The organism is Sphingomonas sp. DC1600-2 (assembly GCF_049897605.1).
GTDB lineage: Bacteria > Pseudomonadota > Alphaproteobacteria > Sphingomonadales > Sphingomonadaceae > Sphingomonas.
This window is the reverse complement of the sequence record NZ_JAFCWO010000002.1, coordinates 83,792-96,977: the sequence shown is the minus strand read 5'-3', so window position 1 is coordinate 96,977 and position 13,186 is coordinate 83,792. Positions and strand designations below refer to the sequence as shown.

Sequence of the window (13,186 nt, the reverse complement as noted above, 5' to 3'; positions counted from 1 at the left end):
TATGTTGGGGCGGGGGGGGGCGCCGCGGCCCGGGGGGGGTGGGGTGGGGGGGGCCCCTTTGGTTTGGGGCGGCCCCCCCCCCCCCCCCGCCGGGCTTGGCCGGGCGGGCCCCTCCCTCTCCCAAAGGGAGAGGGGTTTTGGGGGGCTCATGCCTGATTTCGATTATCTCGCGATCGACACCAAGGGGCGCGAGGCGCGCGGGCATATCGCGGCGCCGTCGATCGATGATGCGCGCGTGTTGCTCGATCGGCGGCGACTGTATGTCGTCAAGGTCGAGCCGGGTTCGGGCCGCCCGGCCAAGGGCAAGCCGCTGCTGGCTGACCTGCGCCTTGGCCGTCGCCGCATGAGCACCAAGCAATTGACGCTGTTCACACGTCAGCTTGCCACGCTCAACCGCGTGTCGCCGCTGGAGGAATCGCTGCGCACGATCGCGCGCCAGACCGAGCAGGAGCATGTCCGCGCGATCGTCGAATCGGTCCATGCCGGCGTGGTCGAAGGGCGGCGGCTGCACGAGGCGATGGCGCGCGAGGCCAGGAGCTTCCCGGCCTTGTACCGCGCGATGGTGTCGGCGGGCGAAACGTCAGGCGCGCTGCCGATCATTCTCGAACGCCTGTCGCTGCTGCTGGAGCGGCAAGCCGAGATTAACGGCAAGATTATCACTACGCTGGCTTACCCTATGGTGCTGGCGGTGGTGGCGATGGCGGTGGTAACCGCGCTGATGGTGTTCGTGGTGCCGCAAGTGGTCGAACAGTTCGACACGGTCGGGCAGCAATTGCCCTTCCTCACGCGCGCGGTGATGGGGCTGTCGGCCTTCCTGGTCGGCTATTGGTGGGCATTGCTGACGGGAGCCGCGCTGATCGGCGTTGGCGTTTGGCGGGTGCTGAAAGACCCCCGCGCGAAGCTCGCCTTCGATACGTGGCTCCTGAAGATCCCCTTGCTCGGTCGGTTGCTACGCGATCTCCACGCCGCGCGGATGGCGCGCACGCTGGCGACGATGGTGGCGAGCCGCTTGCCGCTGCTCGAAGGGCTGACGCTGACCGGCGGCACGATCCACAACCTCCGCCTCAAACGCGCGTCGGACGACATCATCGAATCGATCCGGGGTGGCGGCAGCCTGTCGGCGGCGATGCGGCGCACGGGTGTGTTCCCGCCCTTGCTGACCTATCTGGCGGCATCGGGCGAGGCAGCGGGGCAGCTCGACGACATGCTCGAACGCGCGGCGGATTATCTGGAGCGCGAATTCGATCGCTTCACCACCACCGCGCTGTCACTGCTCGAACCGCTCATCATCGTGGTGATGGGGGGCATTGTCGCCACGATCGTGCTATCGATCCTGCTGCCGATCCTGCAACTCAACACGCTTGCCGGACAATGAGGTCTGAAATGTCTGTTCCCCGCACTCGCCGCCGTGTTCGCCCGAGCGAACAAGGCTTTACGCTGATCGAGCTGATGGTGGTGGTCGTCATCCTCGGCTTGCTCGCCGCGATCGTGACCTACAATGTGCTGCCGCTGGGTGACCGGGGCAAGATCACCAAGGCCAAGGCCGATATCGCGCAGATCGAAGGCGCGCTCGATCTCTACAAACTGCAAAATGATGTCTATCCCTCGACCACCGATGGTTTGCAGGCGCTGGTCTCACCCCCCGCCGACGCCGACGCGTCGAAATATCAGCGCGGCGGCTATATCAAGAAATTGCCGCTCGACCCGTGGGGCAAGCCCTATCTTTATGCGTCTCCCGGCGCGCATGGCGAGGCCGATGTGTGGACGCTGGGCGCGGATCATAAGGAAGGCGGCGAGGGGGCCAATGCCGATATCGGTAGCTGGCAATAACGCGCGCGAGCGCGGCTTCACGCTGATCGAGCTGATGATCGTGATCGCGATCATCGGCCTGGCCAGCGCGGTGGTGGTGCTGGCGCTGCCCGATCCGCGCGGGCGGCTGACCGATGAGGCCGCGCGCTTCGCCGCCCGGACGCGCGCGGCGCATGATCTGGCGGTGGTGGGAGCGCGGCCGATCAGCGTGTGGGTGTCCGAGGGCGGCTATGGTTTTGACGAACGGCAGGACGGCGGATGGGTGGCGATGGCGGAAAAGCCATTGCGGGTGACACGTTGGAGCAGCGGCACGCGGGCGGTGCCGAGCGGCGCGACGCCGCGCGACCGTATCCTGTTCGATTCGACCGGCATGGCCGATCGCCCGCTCGACGTGACGCTCACGCGGTCGCGCGAGAGCATGGTGGTGCATGTCGGGGCCGATGGCGCGGTGCGGATCGGTGGTTAGGGTGCCGTCAGCGATGCGCGGTTTCACGCTGATCGAGATGATGGTCGCGCTCGCCGTGTTCAGCCTCGCTGCGCTCGCGCTGATCCGGCTGGAAGGCGCGACGATCCGGGGGGCGGCGACACTCGACACCACGCTGATGGCGCAAATGGTGGCGCGCAACATCGCGATCGAGGCGATGACCGATGCCCGACCGCCCACCATCGGCACTGCCACCGGCACCGAAGCGAATGGCGGGCGCGACTGGGCGTGGACGCGCGTGGTGCAGCCGACCGGCGACGCGCGCATCCTGCGCATCGACGTGACCGTGCTGGATCAGGCGGGTCGCAGCGCCGGGCATATTACGATGGTGCGTGACGGGGCGACCAAGCCATGAGGCGCTTCGCCGAACACGGCTTCACGCCCGTGAGGCGCTTCGCCGAACACGGCTTCACGCTGGTCGAAGTGATGATTTCGCTGCTGATCTTCGGCCTGCTGGCGGCGGCTGGCGTCGCGCTCCTGTCCTTCTCGGTGCGGGCGCAGGGGCTGACCGGGGCCCGGCTGGAGGCGGTGTCGGCGCGTAATCGCTTGTCCTCGATCCTGACCGCAGACCTCGCGCAGGCCGTGGTGCGCACGACGCGCGGCGAGGGGGGCGAGATGCTGCCCGCCTTTGCCGGGGAATCTGGCAGCAATGGCGCGGTGCTGCTGCGCGTGGTGCGCGGTGGCTGGAGCAATCTCGATGGCGCGCCGCGCCCGTCCGAACAGAAGGTCGAATATCGGATCGACGATGGCGCGCTCGTCCGCATTGCCTATCCGATGCTTGATGGCGCGCAAGCTCTGCCGCAAACCCCGCTCCTGTCGCACATCCGCACGGTCGCACTCCGCTATCGCCTCAAGGGCGCGTGGAGCGATCGCTGGATCGGCAACGCGGAAAATCCGCTGCCCGATGCGTTCGAACTCCGCATCGTGCGCGATCCGGGGGTGGAGACGCGCGAACTGTTCCTCGTCGGCACCGGATATGGCAAGCGCGTGACCAATGCGCGCTGAGGTGCCCAGGACCGAGCGCGGCGCGGCGCTGTTGACGGTGCTGCTGCTGGTCGCCGTCATCGCCGTCCTGGCGGGGGTCGCGCTCGAAAAGCTGCGGCTGGCGACTCGGTTGGGCGGCAATGCCGTTGCGCTCGACCAGGCCCGCGCCTTCTCGTTTGCCGCGGAAACGCTCGCCGTGTTCAAGATCAGCGATCTCTTGTCGAAGAGCCCGGACAAGGTGACGCTCGAGGGCGGCTGGAGCGGCCAGCCCTTCGCGCTGCCGATTCCCAACGGCACCGCCACCGCGACCGTCACCGATGGCGGCAATTGCTTCAACCTCAACAGCCTCGCCATTGAGGTAACGCCGGGCGTCTACGCCGCTTATACCCCGGCGCGAACCCAGTTCGCGCGCTTGATCGCGCTGGTTGATCCCACCGCGCGCTCGCCCGATGCGATTGCGGCGGCGGCGGCGGACTGGATCGACAGCGATAACAGTCCGCTCGATGGCGGTGCCGAGGATAATGTCTATGGCGGCGGCAAGCTCGCCTATCGCACCGCCAACACGCTGATGACCGATCCCAGCGAATTGCGCGCGGTCGCGGGCTTGACGCGGCTCGATTACGAGCGGCTGCGGCCGTGGCTGTGCACACTGCCGGTCGCGACGCCGTCGAAGATCAACGTCAACACAGTGTTGCCGGAACAGGCACCGTTGATCGCGATGCTCGGCCAGACCCTCTCGGTCGAGGCGGTGCGTCAGGCGCTGTTGCAGCGCCCGCCAAAAGGATTCGCCAATGCGGGGGCGTTCTGGTCGCAATCGGCACTCGCTGGCGGGGCGGGCGCGAACGGCGCGGGGCAGACCGATGTCAAGACGACGTGGTTCGCGCTGCGCGTCGATGTTGCGCTGGGCGGCACTCGGCTCGAACAAACTGGCCTGATCGACGCAACGGCCCTTCCCGCGCGGCTGGTATCGCGCCAATGGGGTGAGCGACCATGACCGATACGCTCGTCCTCTTTCTTCCGACGCACGACACCGCGTGGCGTTGGCTGCGGATCGCGGGCGATGGCGTGGCCGGGCGGGGCGAGGGGATGCCCGTATTGGCCGCCGTTGGCGAGGAACGCCTGGTCGCGGTGGTGCCCGCCGATGCGGTGACGCTGCACTGGGCCGAACTGCCCGACCGCTCGCTCGCCCAGGCGGTGGCGGCGGCGCGCTTGCTTGCCGCAGATGCGAGCGCAACCCCGATTGGCGAAGTGCATGTCGCGGTGGGGCGCGAGGAGGCGCTGGTCGAACGGCCGATCGCCGTCGTGGCGGCGACCCAGATGCGGGACTGGCTCAACGTCCTGGCAGACTATGGCATCGATCCCGATGTACTGCTGCCCGCGCCGTTGCTGTTGCCGCGACCGGAGGCGGGCTATGTCCGCGCCGATCTCGGCGGTGCGGGGGTGGTGCGGGGGCCGACCAGCGGCTTTGCCGACGAGGCCGGGCTGACCGATCTTATCACCGGCGGGGTTACGCCCGAGACCTTGCCGCGCGACCAAATGGAGGCGGCGATCATCGCGGCGGCCCATGCGCCCGTACTCAACCTGCGACAGGGGCCGTTTGCGAAGGTGGTCGCCACGGCGATCGATTGGGCGTTGATCCGGCGGCTCGGCTGGCTGGCCGGGGCGGTGTTGGCGGTGACGTTGCTGATCACCTGCGTTCAACTGCTGACCTATTCGCTCGCCGCCGACGATCTCGAACGCCGCGCCGATCTGCTAGCGCGCAGTGGCCTGGCGCGCGGCGAGGCGGTGAACGACGCTGACCGCCAACTCAGCGCGCGGCTCGAGCGGTTGCGCGGCGGCGGGCTCGGCTTCAGCCGCACCGCCGCGACCGTTTTCGCGGCAATGCGCGCGACGCCCGGTACCGAGATCCGCACGCTATCCTTCGATTCGAACGGGGCGATGCGCGTGACAGTGGGCGTTCAGAATGAGGGGCAGATCCTCGATTTGCAGCGCCGGATCGAAGCGAGCGGGCTCAGCGCTACGCCGATGGGGCAGTTTCAGTCGGTCGGCGGGCGCGTGACGGGGGACATCATGGTGAAGCCGCGATGACCGAACGCCTGCTCCTCTGGTATCGCGCACGCTCCCGGCGCGAACAATATCTGCTGCTGGCCGGTGGGGCGATGGCGGTGCTCGCCTTGGGCTATTTCCTGGTCGTGCCGCTCGGCGATGCGCTCGAATCGGCCAAGACGCGCCATGCAGATGCGGTGATCCGCCTTGGCGAGACGCAAGCGCGAGTCGACGCGGTAAAGGCGGCGCAGGCCGACCGCGCCGCGCCGCTGGGCGGCCCTCTCGAAACCACCGTGCGGATGCGCGCCAACGATGCCGGGTTCGCGCTTACCAGTGTCGTGCCGCAGGGTGGCGACCGGGTGCAGATCACGATCGCCTCGGCCCGGCCGGGGGCTTTGATCGGCTGGATCGCCGATCTGGAAGCTTCGGGCATCCTGGTCGATCGATTGGGAACGACCGACAATGGCGATCGCACGGTGGCGGTGCAAATGACCTTGAAGGCGCAGGGCCAATGATCCGTCTCCGCACCGGACTGGCGGCGCTGTTCAGCGCGATCTTTGTGCTGGCATTGATCCTGCTGTTGCCGCTGCGGTTCGCGCTGGGGTGGTTCGATCTCGATCGCACCGGCTTTGCTGCGCGGGCAGCCAGCGGCAGCGTGTGGGGGGGCTCACTGCGCGAGGCGCAACTGGGCAGCATCGCCTTGGGCGATGTCGATGCTGCATTGTCGCCATGGGCCTTGCTCGCGGGGCGCGCGCGACTCGCGCTGGAGGGGCACCCTTCGGGCACCGGGCGTGCCTTGCACGGCGCGGTCAGCGTCTCGCGGCACAGCGTCGGAATCGAGCAGATGACCGCTGGCGTACCCGTCGGGGACGCGTTTGCGCCGCTGCCCATTACGGCCATCGATCTGGACGATGTCAGCGTGCGGTTTGTGGACGGGCGGTGCGAGCGCGCCGAAGGGCGCGTCAAGGCAACGCTGGGTGGCGATATCGCCGGAATCACGTTGGGGCAGGGCCTGGCGGGCGCGGCGCGGTGTGATGCGGGCGCGCTGCTGTTGCCGCTCGTCAGCCAGGCCGGGACCGAGCAAGTGACGGTGCGGTTGTGGGATTCGGGACGCTTTCGCGCCGAATTTTTGGCCAAGCCGAGTGACGCTGCGGCCGCGCAAAAGCTGGAGCGCAGCGGGTTTCAGCACATGCCCAATGGATATCTTCTCTCGGTTGAGGGGAAATTTTGAGCTTGTATTCTTGACGCTGGCCCCCCCCGCCCGCTAGGGGCGCTTGCTCTGCGGCGATCGTAGTTCAATTGGTTAGAGCGTCGGCTTGTGATGCCGGATGTTGCGGGTTCAAGTCCCGTCGGTCGCCCCATTTCTTCAAGCAGCCAGGAATTCTAGCGTGACCAGCGGCTGGGGCTTCCCCGATTTCGACGATCATGAGGGCGTACACCTCTTCACCGATCCTGCCTCGGGGCTCCGTGCGGTCATTGCGATTCACTCGACCAAGCTAGGTCCGGCAGCGGGTGGCGTGCGCTTCTGGCATTATGCCGATAGCGACGGTGCGATCACCGACGCGCTGCGCCTGTCGCGTGGCATGAGCTTCAAGAACGCGATGGCGGGCCTGCCCATGGGTGGCGGCAAGGGCGTCGTGCTGGCGGAAAAGCCGGGCGATTCGATCAGCCACGCGCAACTGGAAGCCTTTGGCCGCGTGGTCGAATCGCTGGGCGGACGGTATGTCACGGCGGAAGACGTTGGCATGTCCGAAGCGAGCATGAAGACGATCGCGACAATGACCAAGCACGTCTCCGGCCTGCCGGTCGCGGCAGGCAGCGCGGGCGGTGATCCCGGACCTTATACCGCGATGGGCGTGTATCTCGGCGTCAAGGTCGCCGCCAAGCGTGGTCTTGGTGCGGACGTGATGAAGGACGTGCATGTCGCGATCCAGGGTGTGGGCAGCGTTGGCGGTGGTCTTGCCCGGCTGCTCGCCAAGGATGGCGCGCGGCTGACGCTGGCGGACGTGAATGCCGACCGTGCGAAGGCGCTGGCCGAAGAGCTTGGCGGCGAAACCGTGGCGGCGGACGCAATCCTCGGCATCAAGGCGGACATCGTCAGCCCCAATGCGTTGGGCGCGATCCTGACCCCCGAATCGATCGCCGCGTTGCAGACCACGGTGGTGGCGGGTGGCGCCAACAACCAGTTGGCAACCAAGGCCGAGGGCGCGGCGCTGCAGGCGCGCGGGATCCTCTACGCGCCCGATTATGTGATCAACGCCGGCGGCATCATCAATGTCGGGCTGGAATATCTCGGCCACGGTGACCAGGCCGAGGTCAACGCCCGCATCGCGCGTATCCCCGACCGCCTGATCGAAGTGTGGGACGAGAGCGACCGCACCGGCGCGCCTGCCGCCGACGTGGCGGACAGCATCGCGCGCCGCTTGATCGGCCGGGGCTAACGCACGGGCAGGCAGGCGATCATCGCACGCACGGCTGTGGCGGTTTCCGCCACGTCGCGCACCGCGATCGTGTCCATACCCGCCGCGCGCACGGCATCGTCATTGCCGCCGGGATAGATCGCGTCGCCGAGGAACAGCATGTCGGCGGTCGCGATGCCCGAATGTTCGGCAAGCCGCCGCATCGCATAGGCCTTGTCGATCCCCGCATGGGTGATGTCGAGCGAGGTCGATCCGCCGATATTGACTGATAGATCGGGCAGGGCCTTGCGCAGCAGCACCTGCATCGCCTTGCGCTTGGAGAAATCGGGGTCCCAGGCCTTTTTTGCGTCGAGCGGCGCTTCCTGCCCCAGCCCGGAAAAGGTGATCTGGCTGCCGCGATCCTCGACGCGCTCACCCCAGATCTTCTCGTCGGCAAAGCCCGCTTCCTTGGTCGCTTCAGTCAGCGCGCTTAGGATATGGTCGCGCTCGTCAGGCGCGAAGATCTCGGCATAGACCGGGCTCCATATGCCATCGATGAAGCGATAGAGCTTGGTGCCGGTGGTCGGCATGATGAACAGATGCTCGATCGCGGCGGGGGCGGGCAGGGCCGCAACCACCTGCTTTTCGAATTGCGGCCAATCGCCGCCGGAGATGACGGCAACCGAAACGCGTGCGAGCAGCTGGCCGAGCAAGCCTGCCATCTCATCCCCGATCTTCTGCTTGCTCTCGGCGAGCGTCCCGTCGAGGTCGAAAGCGATTAACTGTTTCACGATATCGATTCCTTAGACCGTTTGGTGGGCGAACGCGCGGCCGGACATGGGGTTGCGCGTCGACGCGCACACAAAATGGTCTAATGTAACGCGATGGCAAGCTTGATGGGTCCGCAATGAACGGTTGGGTGACACTGGCGCTGATTGCGTTGACGGTCGTTCTTGTTCTGTGGCGGGCGGGCGTTTCGCCGCACTTATGGGGTGTTGTCGTGCCCATCATGGTGCTGGGGGCGGTCGGGTACGCGATGCAGGGCCATGCAACCCTGCCGGGCCGACCGGCGCAGGCGAATGCCGCCACGGTCGTGATCGATCCCTCGATCGTCGATTTGCGCGGGGCGTTGCTCGGTCGATTTTCGGGGGATGGGGCCTATCTGGTCGCATCCGACGCGCTGATGCGACGTGGCAGCCGCGACAGCGGTGCGCAGGTAGTGCTGATGGGGCTTGGCCACTATCCGCGCAGCTTAACCTTGTGGGTTGGCCTTGGCACCGCCCTGGCGCAGCATGATAATACGGTTTCGCCCGCCGCGCGGCTCGCCTTCGATCACGCGACTCGGATTGCGCCGGATCATCCTGCACCGCCCTTTTTTGAAGGACTTGCCTATGTGGAGGCAGGCGATTTCCGTACCGCGCAGCGATATTGGGCAAAGGCGCTGGCCTTGTCCCCTCCCGAAATATCATATCGGCGCGAGATAGCGGTGCGTTTGTACGCGCTGAATGTCGCGCTCGCGCAACGCGGATATTGAGCGGCCACGAAAAAGGGCGCTTCCCGCGAAGGAAGCGCCCAATTCATCAGACCTGGGCGAAACGCCCGACAGTCTTACTTGGTAACGTTGTCAGCCTTGGCTGCGCCTGCGTCACGGACGTTGTCCGCCTTGTCGTGCAGCGCGTCAGCCGAGTTTGCGATCACGTCTGCAGCAGCAGCGTTCGAGGTGTTCGACGCAACGTCGTCGAGGACCGAAGCGTTGTTATCAATGCCGTCGGCGATGACGTCGGCGTTGTTCTCGATGGCGGCTGCTTCAGGGTTCTTGTGGCACGCAGCAAGCGACAGGGCACCGGCGGCAACGAGAACAAGGGCGATCTTCTTCATGCAATTGCTCCCAAGCAAATTAGCAGTTTCACGAACGGCCCAACGCCGTCGCGAAGGCTCGTGGCATAACGTCCTGCTGCGGTGCGTCAATCTTAAATTCGCCATAAGTCACCGCAAATGCCACCTTTCCGCCACATTTGCGACGGGTTGAGTTATGGTTACTTCTTTGGGGTCACTGCGCCCATCGCTTCGGGCGCATCGGCGACGATCGCGAGCAGCGTGGTCCAGGCGGCGACATTCTGGCGGAGTTGTTCCGGGTCGATACGATCGAGCGTGTCCTCGGGCGTGTGGTGATAGTCGAAATAGCGCAAGCCCGATTGGTTAAGATCAACTGCCGGAACGCCGGTCTTGAGCGTTGGACCGACATCGGTTCCGTCACCCCCCACACCCGCACCACGCACGATGCCGAGCGGGGCCAGCGCGACGGCCAGACGGTCGCCAACCGCTTTGGCGCTTTCGGGCAAATTGGTTTCGAAGCGCCACACACGATCCGCTCCGAAATCGGATTCGGATGCCAGTGCGTGGTTTTCGCCGGCATGCGCCTTGGCATAGGCCGCGCCGCCAAAGCCGCCTGTTTCCTCGTCGCCGAACCACACCACACGGATTGTCCGGCGATGCGGGCCCGAATCCAGCAAACGCTTGGCGGCGGCTGCCGTAATCGCAATGCCCGCACCATCGTCGATCGCGCCGGTGCCGAGATCCCAACTGTCGAGATGCCCGCCAATCAGGATCGTCCCCGCCGCGGGGTCGGTGCCGGGCACTTCGGCAATGACATTGCCTGACGTGCGGCTTGGCACCACCGTCGGCGTCAGCGTGAGGTGCAGCTTCACCTGCTTGTCGAGTTTGACGATCCGCTCGAGATTTTCGGCGTCGGCGACCGAAAGCGCGGCAGCGGGAATTGGCGTTACGCCCGGCGCGAAGTTGGTCGTGCCAGCGTGCGGCCCACGTCCGTGATCGGTACCGATCGATCGGATGACGATCGCGCTCGCCCCCTTGCTCGCCGCGATATTCGGGCCGACGAAGCGCGCCATGCCCTGGCTGCCATAGCTTGATCCGTCCTGGGTCGGTTGCATCGCATTGGAGACAAAGGCGATCTTTCCGGCGAGGCTGCCTGCGGGCGCGAGCAGCAAATCATTGAAGCTGGCGAAATAAGCGACGGGCAACGTCAGCCCCTCCGGCGGTGTCGCGCCCGAATTGCCGAGTGCGGTCAGGCGTAGCGGCTGGCGAAAGGGCCCTACCACCTCTGCCGTCTCGATGCCGCGCACCCATACGTTCTGGAGTTCATACGGTTCGATCCGCACATTCTTGAAACCCAGCGCCTTCAGCTTCGCCACCGCCCATTGCCGGGCGCGCTCCTCGGCGGGGGAGCCGTCGGGGCGCGGGCCGACCTCGGTCGTGATGCCGGATACGATGTCATAGGCGACATCGTCCTTTAGGGCCCCATCGCGCAGCGCCGTGACTGCTGGCGCGATCGCGACCGCAGGCGGTGCTACACGCTGGGCGAACGTTGGCGTCGCCAGCACGGTGGTGGCAAGAAGCATCGTGGCAGGGGCGAGGGCGCGAAGCTTGATCAAGGGCGGTTCCCGTCTGGTGGTAAAGAGTTGATGCTGAAGGTCCCGAGCGTCGTTGCCGCGCGGATGGTGGAAGGTCGATCGAGGGTAGAGTAAGACCAAGACGCGGCATGGTTGCAACGGGAATCGCGTCCGACAATCGAAATCCGAACGCAACTAGGGCGATCAGGTCTGTCATGGTGCCGATGGGGCCGCCTGCGATCCTCATGTCCTGCGCGGCCGACCGCCAACCATATCGTCGGCGCGTTGCCAAGCGCGCTGGCGGTCGCTATCTGCCGCCACTCAAATCCATCCTTCTCGATCCCGGAGCCCGCAGCCGATGGCCGTGCAGTACAGCTATGTAATGAAGGGCCTGACCAAGACCTTCCCCGGTGCCGCCAAGCCGGTGCTCAACAACATCCACCTGCAGTTCCTGCCCGACGCCAAGATCGCGATCATCGGACCGAACGGCTCGGGCAAATCCACGCTGATGAAGATCATGGGCGGCATCGACCCCGATTTCACGGGCGAGGCATGGGCGGCCGATGGCATCAAGGTCGGCTATCTGCCGCAGGAGCCGCAGCTCGACCCAACCAAGACCGTGCTCGAAAACGTCAAGATGGGTGCCGGGCCGATCGCGCAGATGGTCGAGCGCTATAACGAAATCGTCGCGATCATGGGCGATCCGCCCGAGGATTGCGATTATGACGCGCTGCTCGGCGAAATGGGCGAGTTGCAGGAAAAGATCGACGCGGCCGATGGCTGGAGCCTCGACAACCAGCTCGAGATCGCGATGGAAGCCTTGCGCTGCCCGCCGGGCGACAGCGCCGTCACCAACCTGTCGGGTGGTGAGAAGCGTCGTGTTGCGCTGTGCAAGCTGCTGCTCGAAAAGCCGAACATCCTGCTGCTCGACGAACCGACCAACCATCTCGATGCCGAAAGCGTCGCGTGGCTCGAAAATTACCTGCGCGATTATGTCGGCAACGTCATTCTCGTCACCCACGATCGCTACTTCCTCGACAATGTCGTCAACTGGGTGCTCGAGCTCGATCGCGGGCGCTATTACACCTATGAATCGAACTATTCGGGCTATCTCGAAAAGAAGGTGAAGCGGCTCGAGCAGGAAGAGCGCGAGGAGCAGGGCAAGGCCAAGGCGATCGCCGACGAGCTGGCGTGGATGCGGCAGACCCCCAAGGCGCGCCAGACCAAGTCCAAGGCCCGTATCCGCGCGTTTGACGAGCTGATGGAGAAGCAGGAAAACCGCGCCGTCGGCAAGGCGCAGATCCTGATCCAGCTGCCCGAACGGCTTGGCGGCAAGGTGATCGAGGCCAAGGGCCTGACCAAATCCTACGGCGACAAATTGCTGTTCGAGAATCTCGATTTCACGCTGCCGCCGGGCGGCATTGTCGGGGTGATCGGGCCGAACGGCGCGGGTAAATCGACGCTGTTCAAGCTGATCACCGGCCAGGAAACCCCTGACGAAGGCACGATCGAAATCGGCCAGACGGTGAAGCTCGGCTATGTCGACCAGTCGCGCGACGATCTCGACCCGAACAACAATGTCTGGGAGGAAATCTCGGACAAGCTCGAAATCTTCCGCTTCGGCAAGCAGGAGCTGGGCACGCGGGCTTATGTTGGCGCGTTCAACTTCAAGGGGCAGGACCAGCAGAAGAAGGTCGGCCAGCTTTCGGGCGGTGAGCGTAACCGCGTTCACTTGGCCAAGATGCTGAAGGAGGGTGGCAACGTCCTGCTGCTCGACGAACCGACCAACGATCTCGACGTCGAGACGCTGCGCGCGCTGGAAGAGGCGCTCGAATCGTTCGCAGGTTGCGCCGTGGTGATCAGCCACGATCGCTTCTTCCTCGATCGCCTCGCCACGCACATTCTCGCGTTCGAGGGCGACAGCCATGTCGAATGGTTCGAGGGCAATTTCGAGAGCTATGAGGAAGACAAGCGCCGTCGCCTGGGCGATGCGGCGGACCGCCCGACGCGGCTCGCCTACAAGAAACTGACACGATAGGCGCGGGGCGGAACGG

General features: G+C 65.6%; 15 protein-coding genes and 1 tRNA gene. 13 read left to right on the top strand and 3 right to left on the bottom strand.

Annotated elements, in window-relative coordinates; translation table 11 throughout:
• The first annotated feature begins 148 nt into the window (after window positions 1-148).
• The 11 genes from gspF to ACP7BL_RS03865 all read left to right on the top strand — a co-directional run bounded on the left by gspF (window position 149) and on the right by ACP7BL_RS03865 (window position 7,764).
• The gene (gene gspF / locus ACP7BL_RS03915) at window positions 149-1,375 is read left to right on the top strand and encodes a type II secretion system inner membrane protein GspF (RefSeq protein ID WP_033966730.1); all 1,227 of its coding nucleotides are present in this window, start codon (window positions 149-151) and stop codon (window positions 1,373-1,375) included.
• Between the two features lie 8 nt (window positions 1,376-1,383).
• Window positions 1,384-1,830, top strand: a complete 447-nt coding sequence (gene gspG, locus ACP7BL_RS03910) for a type II secretion system major pseudopilin GspG (protein WP_081988829.1) — start codon at window positions 1,384-1,386, stop codon at window positions 1,828-1,830.
• Window positions 1,805-2,275, top strand: a complete 471-nt coding sequence (locus ACP7BL_RS03905) for a GspH/FimT family pseudopilin (RefSeq protein WP_426257676.1) — start codon at window positions 1,805-1,807, stop codon at window positions 2,273-2,275. The genes gspG and ACP7BL_RS03905 overlap by 26 nt, the downstream gene beginning before the upstream one ends.
• A 13-nt stretch (window positions 2,276-2,288) precedes the next feature.
• Window positions 2,289-2,648 (top strand): type II secretion system minor pseudopilin GspI, encoded by a 360-nt coding sequence (gene gspI, locus ACP7BL_RS03900; RefSeq protein WP_426257675.1) that lies wholly within the window; start codon window positions 2,289-2,291, stop codon window positions 2,646-2,648.
• Complete coding sequence (gene gspJ / locus ACP7BL_RS03895; RefSeq protein ID WP_426257674.1) at window positions 2,645-3,298, top strand: type II secretion system minor pseudopilin GspJ; 654 nt, start codon at window positions 2,645-2,647, stop codon at window positions 3,296-3,298. The genes gspI and gspJ overlap by 4 nt, the downstream gene beginning before the upstream one ends.
• On the top strand, window positions 3,288-4,271 hold the full coding sequence (gene gspK / locus ACP7BL_RS03890) for a type II secretion system minor pseudopilin GspK (protein WP_426257673.1): 984 nt from the start codon (window positions 3,288-3,290) through the stop codon (window positions 4,269-4,271). The genes gspJ and gspK overlap by 11 nt, the downstream gene beginning before the upstream one ends.
• Window positions 4,268-5,365 (top strand): type II secretion system protein GspL, encoded by a 1,098-nt coding sequence (gspL, locus tag ACP7BL_RS03885; RefSeq protein WP_033966736.1) that lies wholly within the window; start codon window positions 4,268-4,270, stop codon window positions 5,363-5,365. Before gspK ends, gspL begins: the two co-directional genes overlap by 4 nt.
• Window positions 5,362-5,838 (top strand): type II secretion system protein GspM, encoded by a 477-nt coding sequence (gene gspM, locus ACP7BL_RS03880; protein ID WP_426257672.1) that lies wholly within the window; start codon window positions 5,362-5,364, stop codon window positions 5,836-5,838. The genes gspL and gspM overlap by 4 nt, the downstream gene beginning before the upstream one ends.
• Window positions 5,835-6,554 carry a type II secretion system protein N gene (gspN, locus tag ACP7BL_RS03875; protein WP_426257671.1) on the top strand — a complete coding sequence of 240 codons (720 nt, stop codon included), beginning with the start codon at window positions 5,835-5,837 and terminating at the stop codon, window positions 6,552-6,554. Before gspM ends, gspN begins: the two co-directional genes overlap by 4 nt.
• 53 nt (window positions 6,555-6,607) lie before the next feature.
• Window positions 6,608-6,684 (top strand) — tRNA-His (locus ACP7BL_RS03870).
• A 27-nt stretch (window positions 6,685-6,711) separates the two neighbouring features.
• Window positions 6,712-7,764, top strand: a complete 1,053-nt coding sequence (locus tag ACP7BL_RS03865; protein ID WP_426257670.1) for a Leu/Phe/Val dehydrogenase — start codon at window positions 6,712-6,714, stop codon at window positions 7,762-7,764.
• Here ACP7BL_RS03865 and ACP7BL_RS03860 read toward each other — a convergent pair.
• Window positions 7,761-8,513, bottom strand: coding sequence for an HAD-IIB family hydrolase (locus ACP7BL_RS03860; RefSeq protein WP_426257669.1), 753 nt, complete (start codon window positions 8,511-8,513; stop codon window positions 7,761-7,763). The two genes, ACP7BL_RS03865 and ACP7BL_RS03860, sit on opposite strands and share 4 nt — an antisense overlap.
• Window positions 8,514-8,629: 116 nt before the next feature.
• Here ACP7BL_RS03860 and ACP7BL_RS03855 point away from each other — a divergent pair, with 116 nt between their 5' ends.
• Window positions 8,630-9,256, top strand: a complete 627-nt coding sequence (locus ACP7BL_RS03855; protein ID WP_426257668.1) for a tetratricopeptide repeat protein — start codon at window positions 8,630-8,632, stop codon at window positions 9,254-9,256.
• Window positions 9,257-9,330: 74 nt separating this feature from the next.
• Here ACP7BL_RS03855 and ACP7BL_RS03850 read toward each other — a convergent pair whose 3' ends face one another.
• Window positions 9,331-9,600: a hypothetical protein gene (locus ACP7BL_RS03850; protein WP_010403172.1), complete on the bottom strand. Its 270-nt coding sequence runs from the start codon at window positions 9,598-9,600 to the stop codon at window positions 9,331-9,333.
• Between the two features lie 158 nt (window positions 9,601-9,758).
• A complete protein-coding gene (locus tag ACP7BL_RS03845; RefSeq protein ID WP_426257928.1) occupies window positions 9,759-11,141 on the bottom strand; it encodes a M20/M25/M40 family metallo-hydrolase in 1,383 nt (460 codons plus the stop codon).
• Window positions 11,142-11,490: 349 nt separating this feature from the next.
• On the opposite strand from ACP7BL_RS03845, the gene ettA reads away from it, so the two are divergent.
• Window positions 11,491-13,170, top strand: a complete 1,680-nt coding sequence (gene ettA, locus ACP7BL_RS03840; RefSeq protein ID WP_372888501.1) for an energy-dependent translational throttle protein EttA — start codon at window positions 11,491-11,493, stop codon at window positions 13,168-13,170.
• Window positions 13,171-13,186 lie beyond the last annotated feature (16 nt).

Bases quoted from the DNA above. Each gene is read 5' to 3' on its own strand.
- gspM (WP_426257672.1), top strand. From the start codon at position 5,362: ATGACCGAACGCCTGCTCCTCTGGTATCGCGCACGCTCCCGGCGCGAA.
- gspK (WP_426257673.1), top strand. From the start codon at position 3,288: ATGCGCGCTGAGGTGCCCAGGACCGAGCGCGGCGCGGCGCTGTTGACG.
- gspF (WP_033966730.1), top strand. From the start codon at position 149: ATGCCTGATTTCGATTATCTCGCGATCGACACCAAGGGGCGCGAGGCG.
- gspG (WP_081988829.1), top strand. From the start codon at position 1,384: ATGTCTGTTCCCCGCACTCGCCGCCGTGTTCGCCCGAGCGAACAAGGC.
- gspJ (WP_426257674.1), top strand. From the start codon at position 2,645: ATGAGGCGCTTCGCCGAACACGGCTTCACGCCCGTGAGGCGCTTCGCC.
- gspL (WP_033966736.1), top strand. From the start codon at position 4,268: ATGACCGATACGCTCGTCCTCTTTCTTCCGACGCACGACACCGCGTGG.
- ACP7BL_RS03905 (WP_426257676.1), top strand. From the start codon at position 1,805: ATGCCGATATCGGTAGCTGGCAATAACGCGCGCGAGCGCGGCTTCACG.
- ACP7BL_RS03855 (WP_426257668.1), top strand. From the start codon at position 8,630: ATGAACGGTTGGGTGACACTGGCGCTGATTGCGTTGACGGTCGTTCTT.
- ACP7BL_RS03845 (WP_426257928.1), bottom strand. From the start codon at position 11,141: ATGCTTCTTGCCACCACCGTGCTGGCGACGCCAACGTTCGCCCAGCGT.
- gspI (WP_426257675.1), top strand. From the start codon at position 2,289: ATGCGCGGTTTCACGCTGATCGAGATGATGGTCGCGCTCGCCGTGTTC.
- gspN (WP_426257671.1), top strand. From the start codon at position 5,835: ATGATCCGTCTCCGCACCGGACTGGCGGCGCTGTTCAGCGCGATCTTT.
- ettA (WP_372888501.1), top strand. From the start codon at position 11,491: ATGGCCGTGCAGTACAGCTATGTAATGAAGGGCCTGACCAAGACCTTC.
- ACP7BL_RS03850 (WP_010403172.1), bottom strand. From the start codon at position 9,600: ATGAAGAAGATCGCCCTTGTTCTCGTTGCCGCCGGTGCCCTGTCGCTT.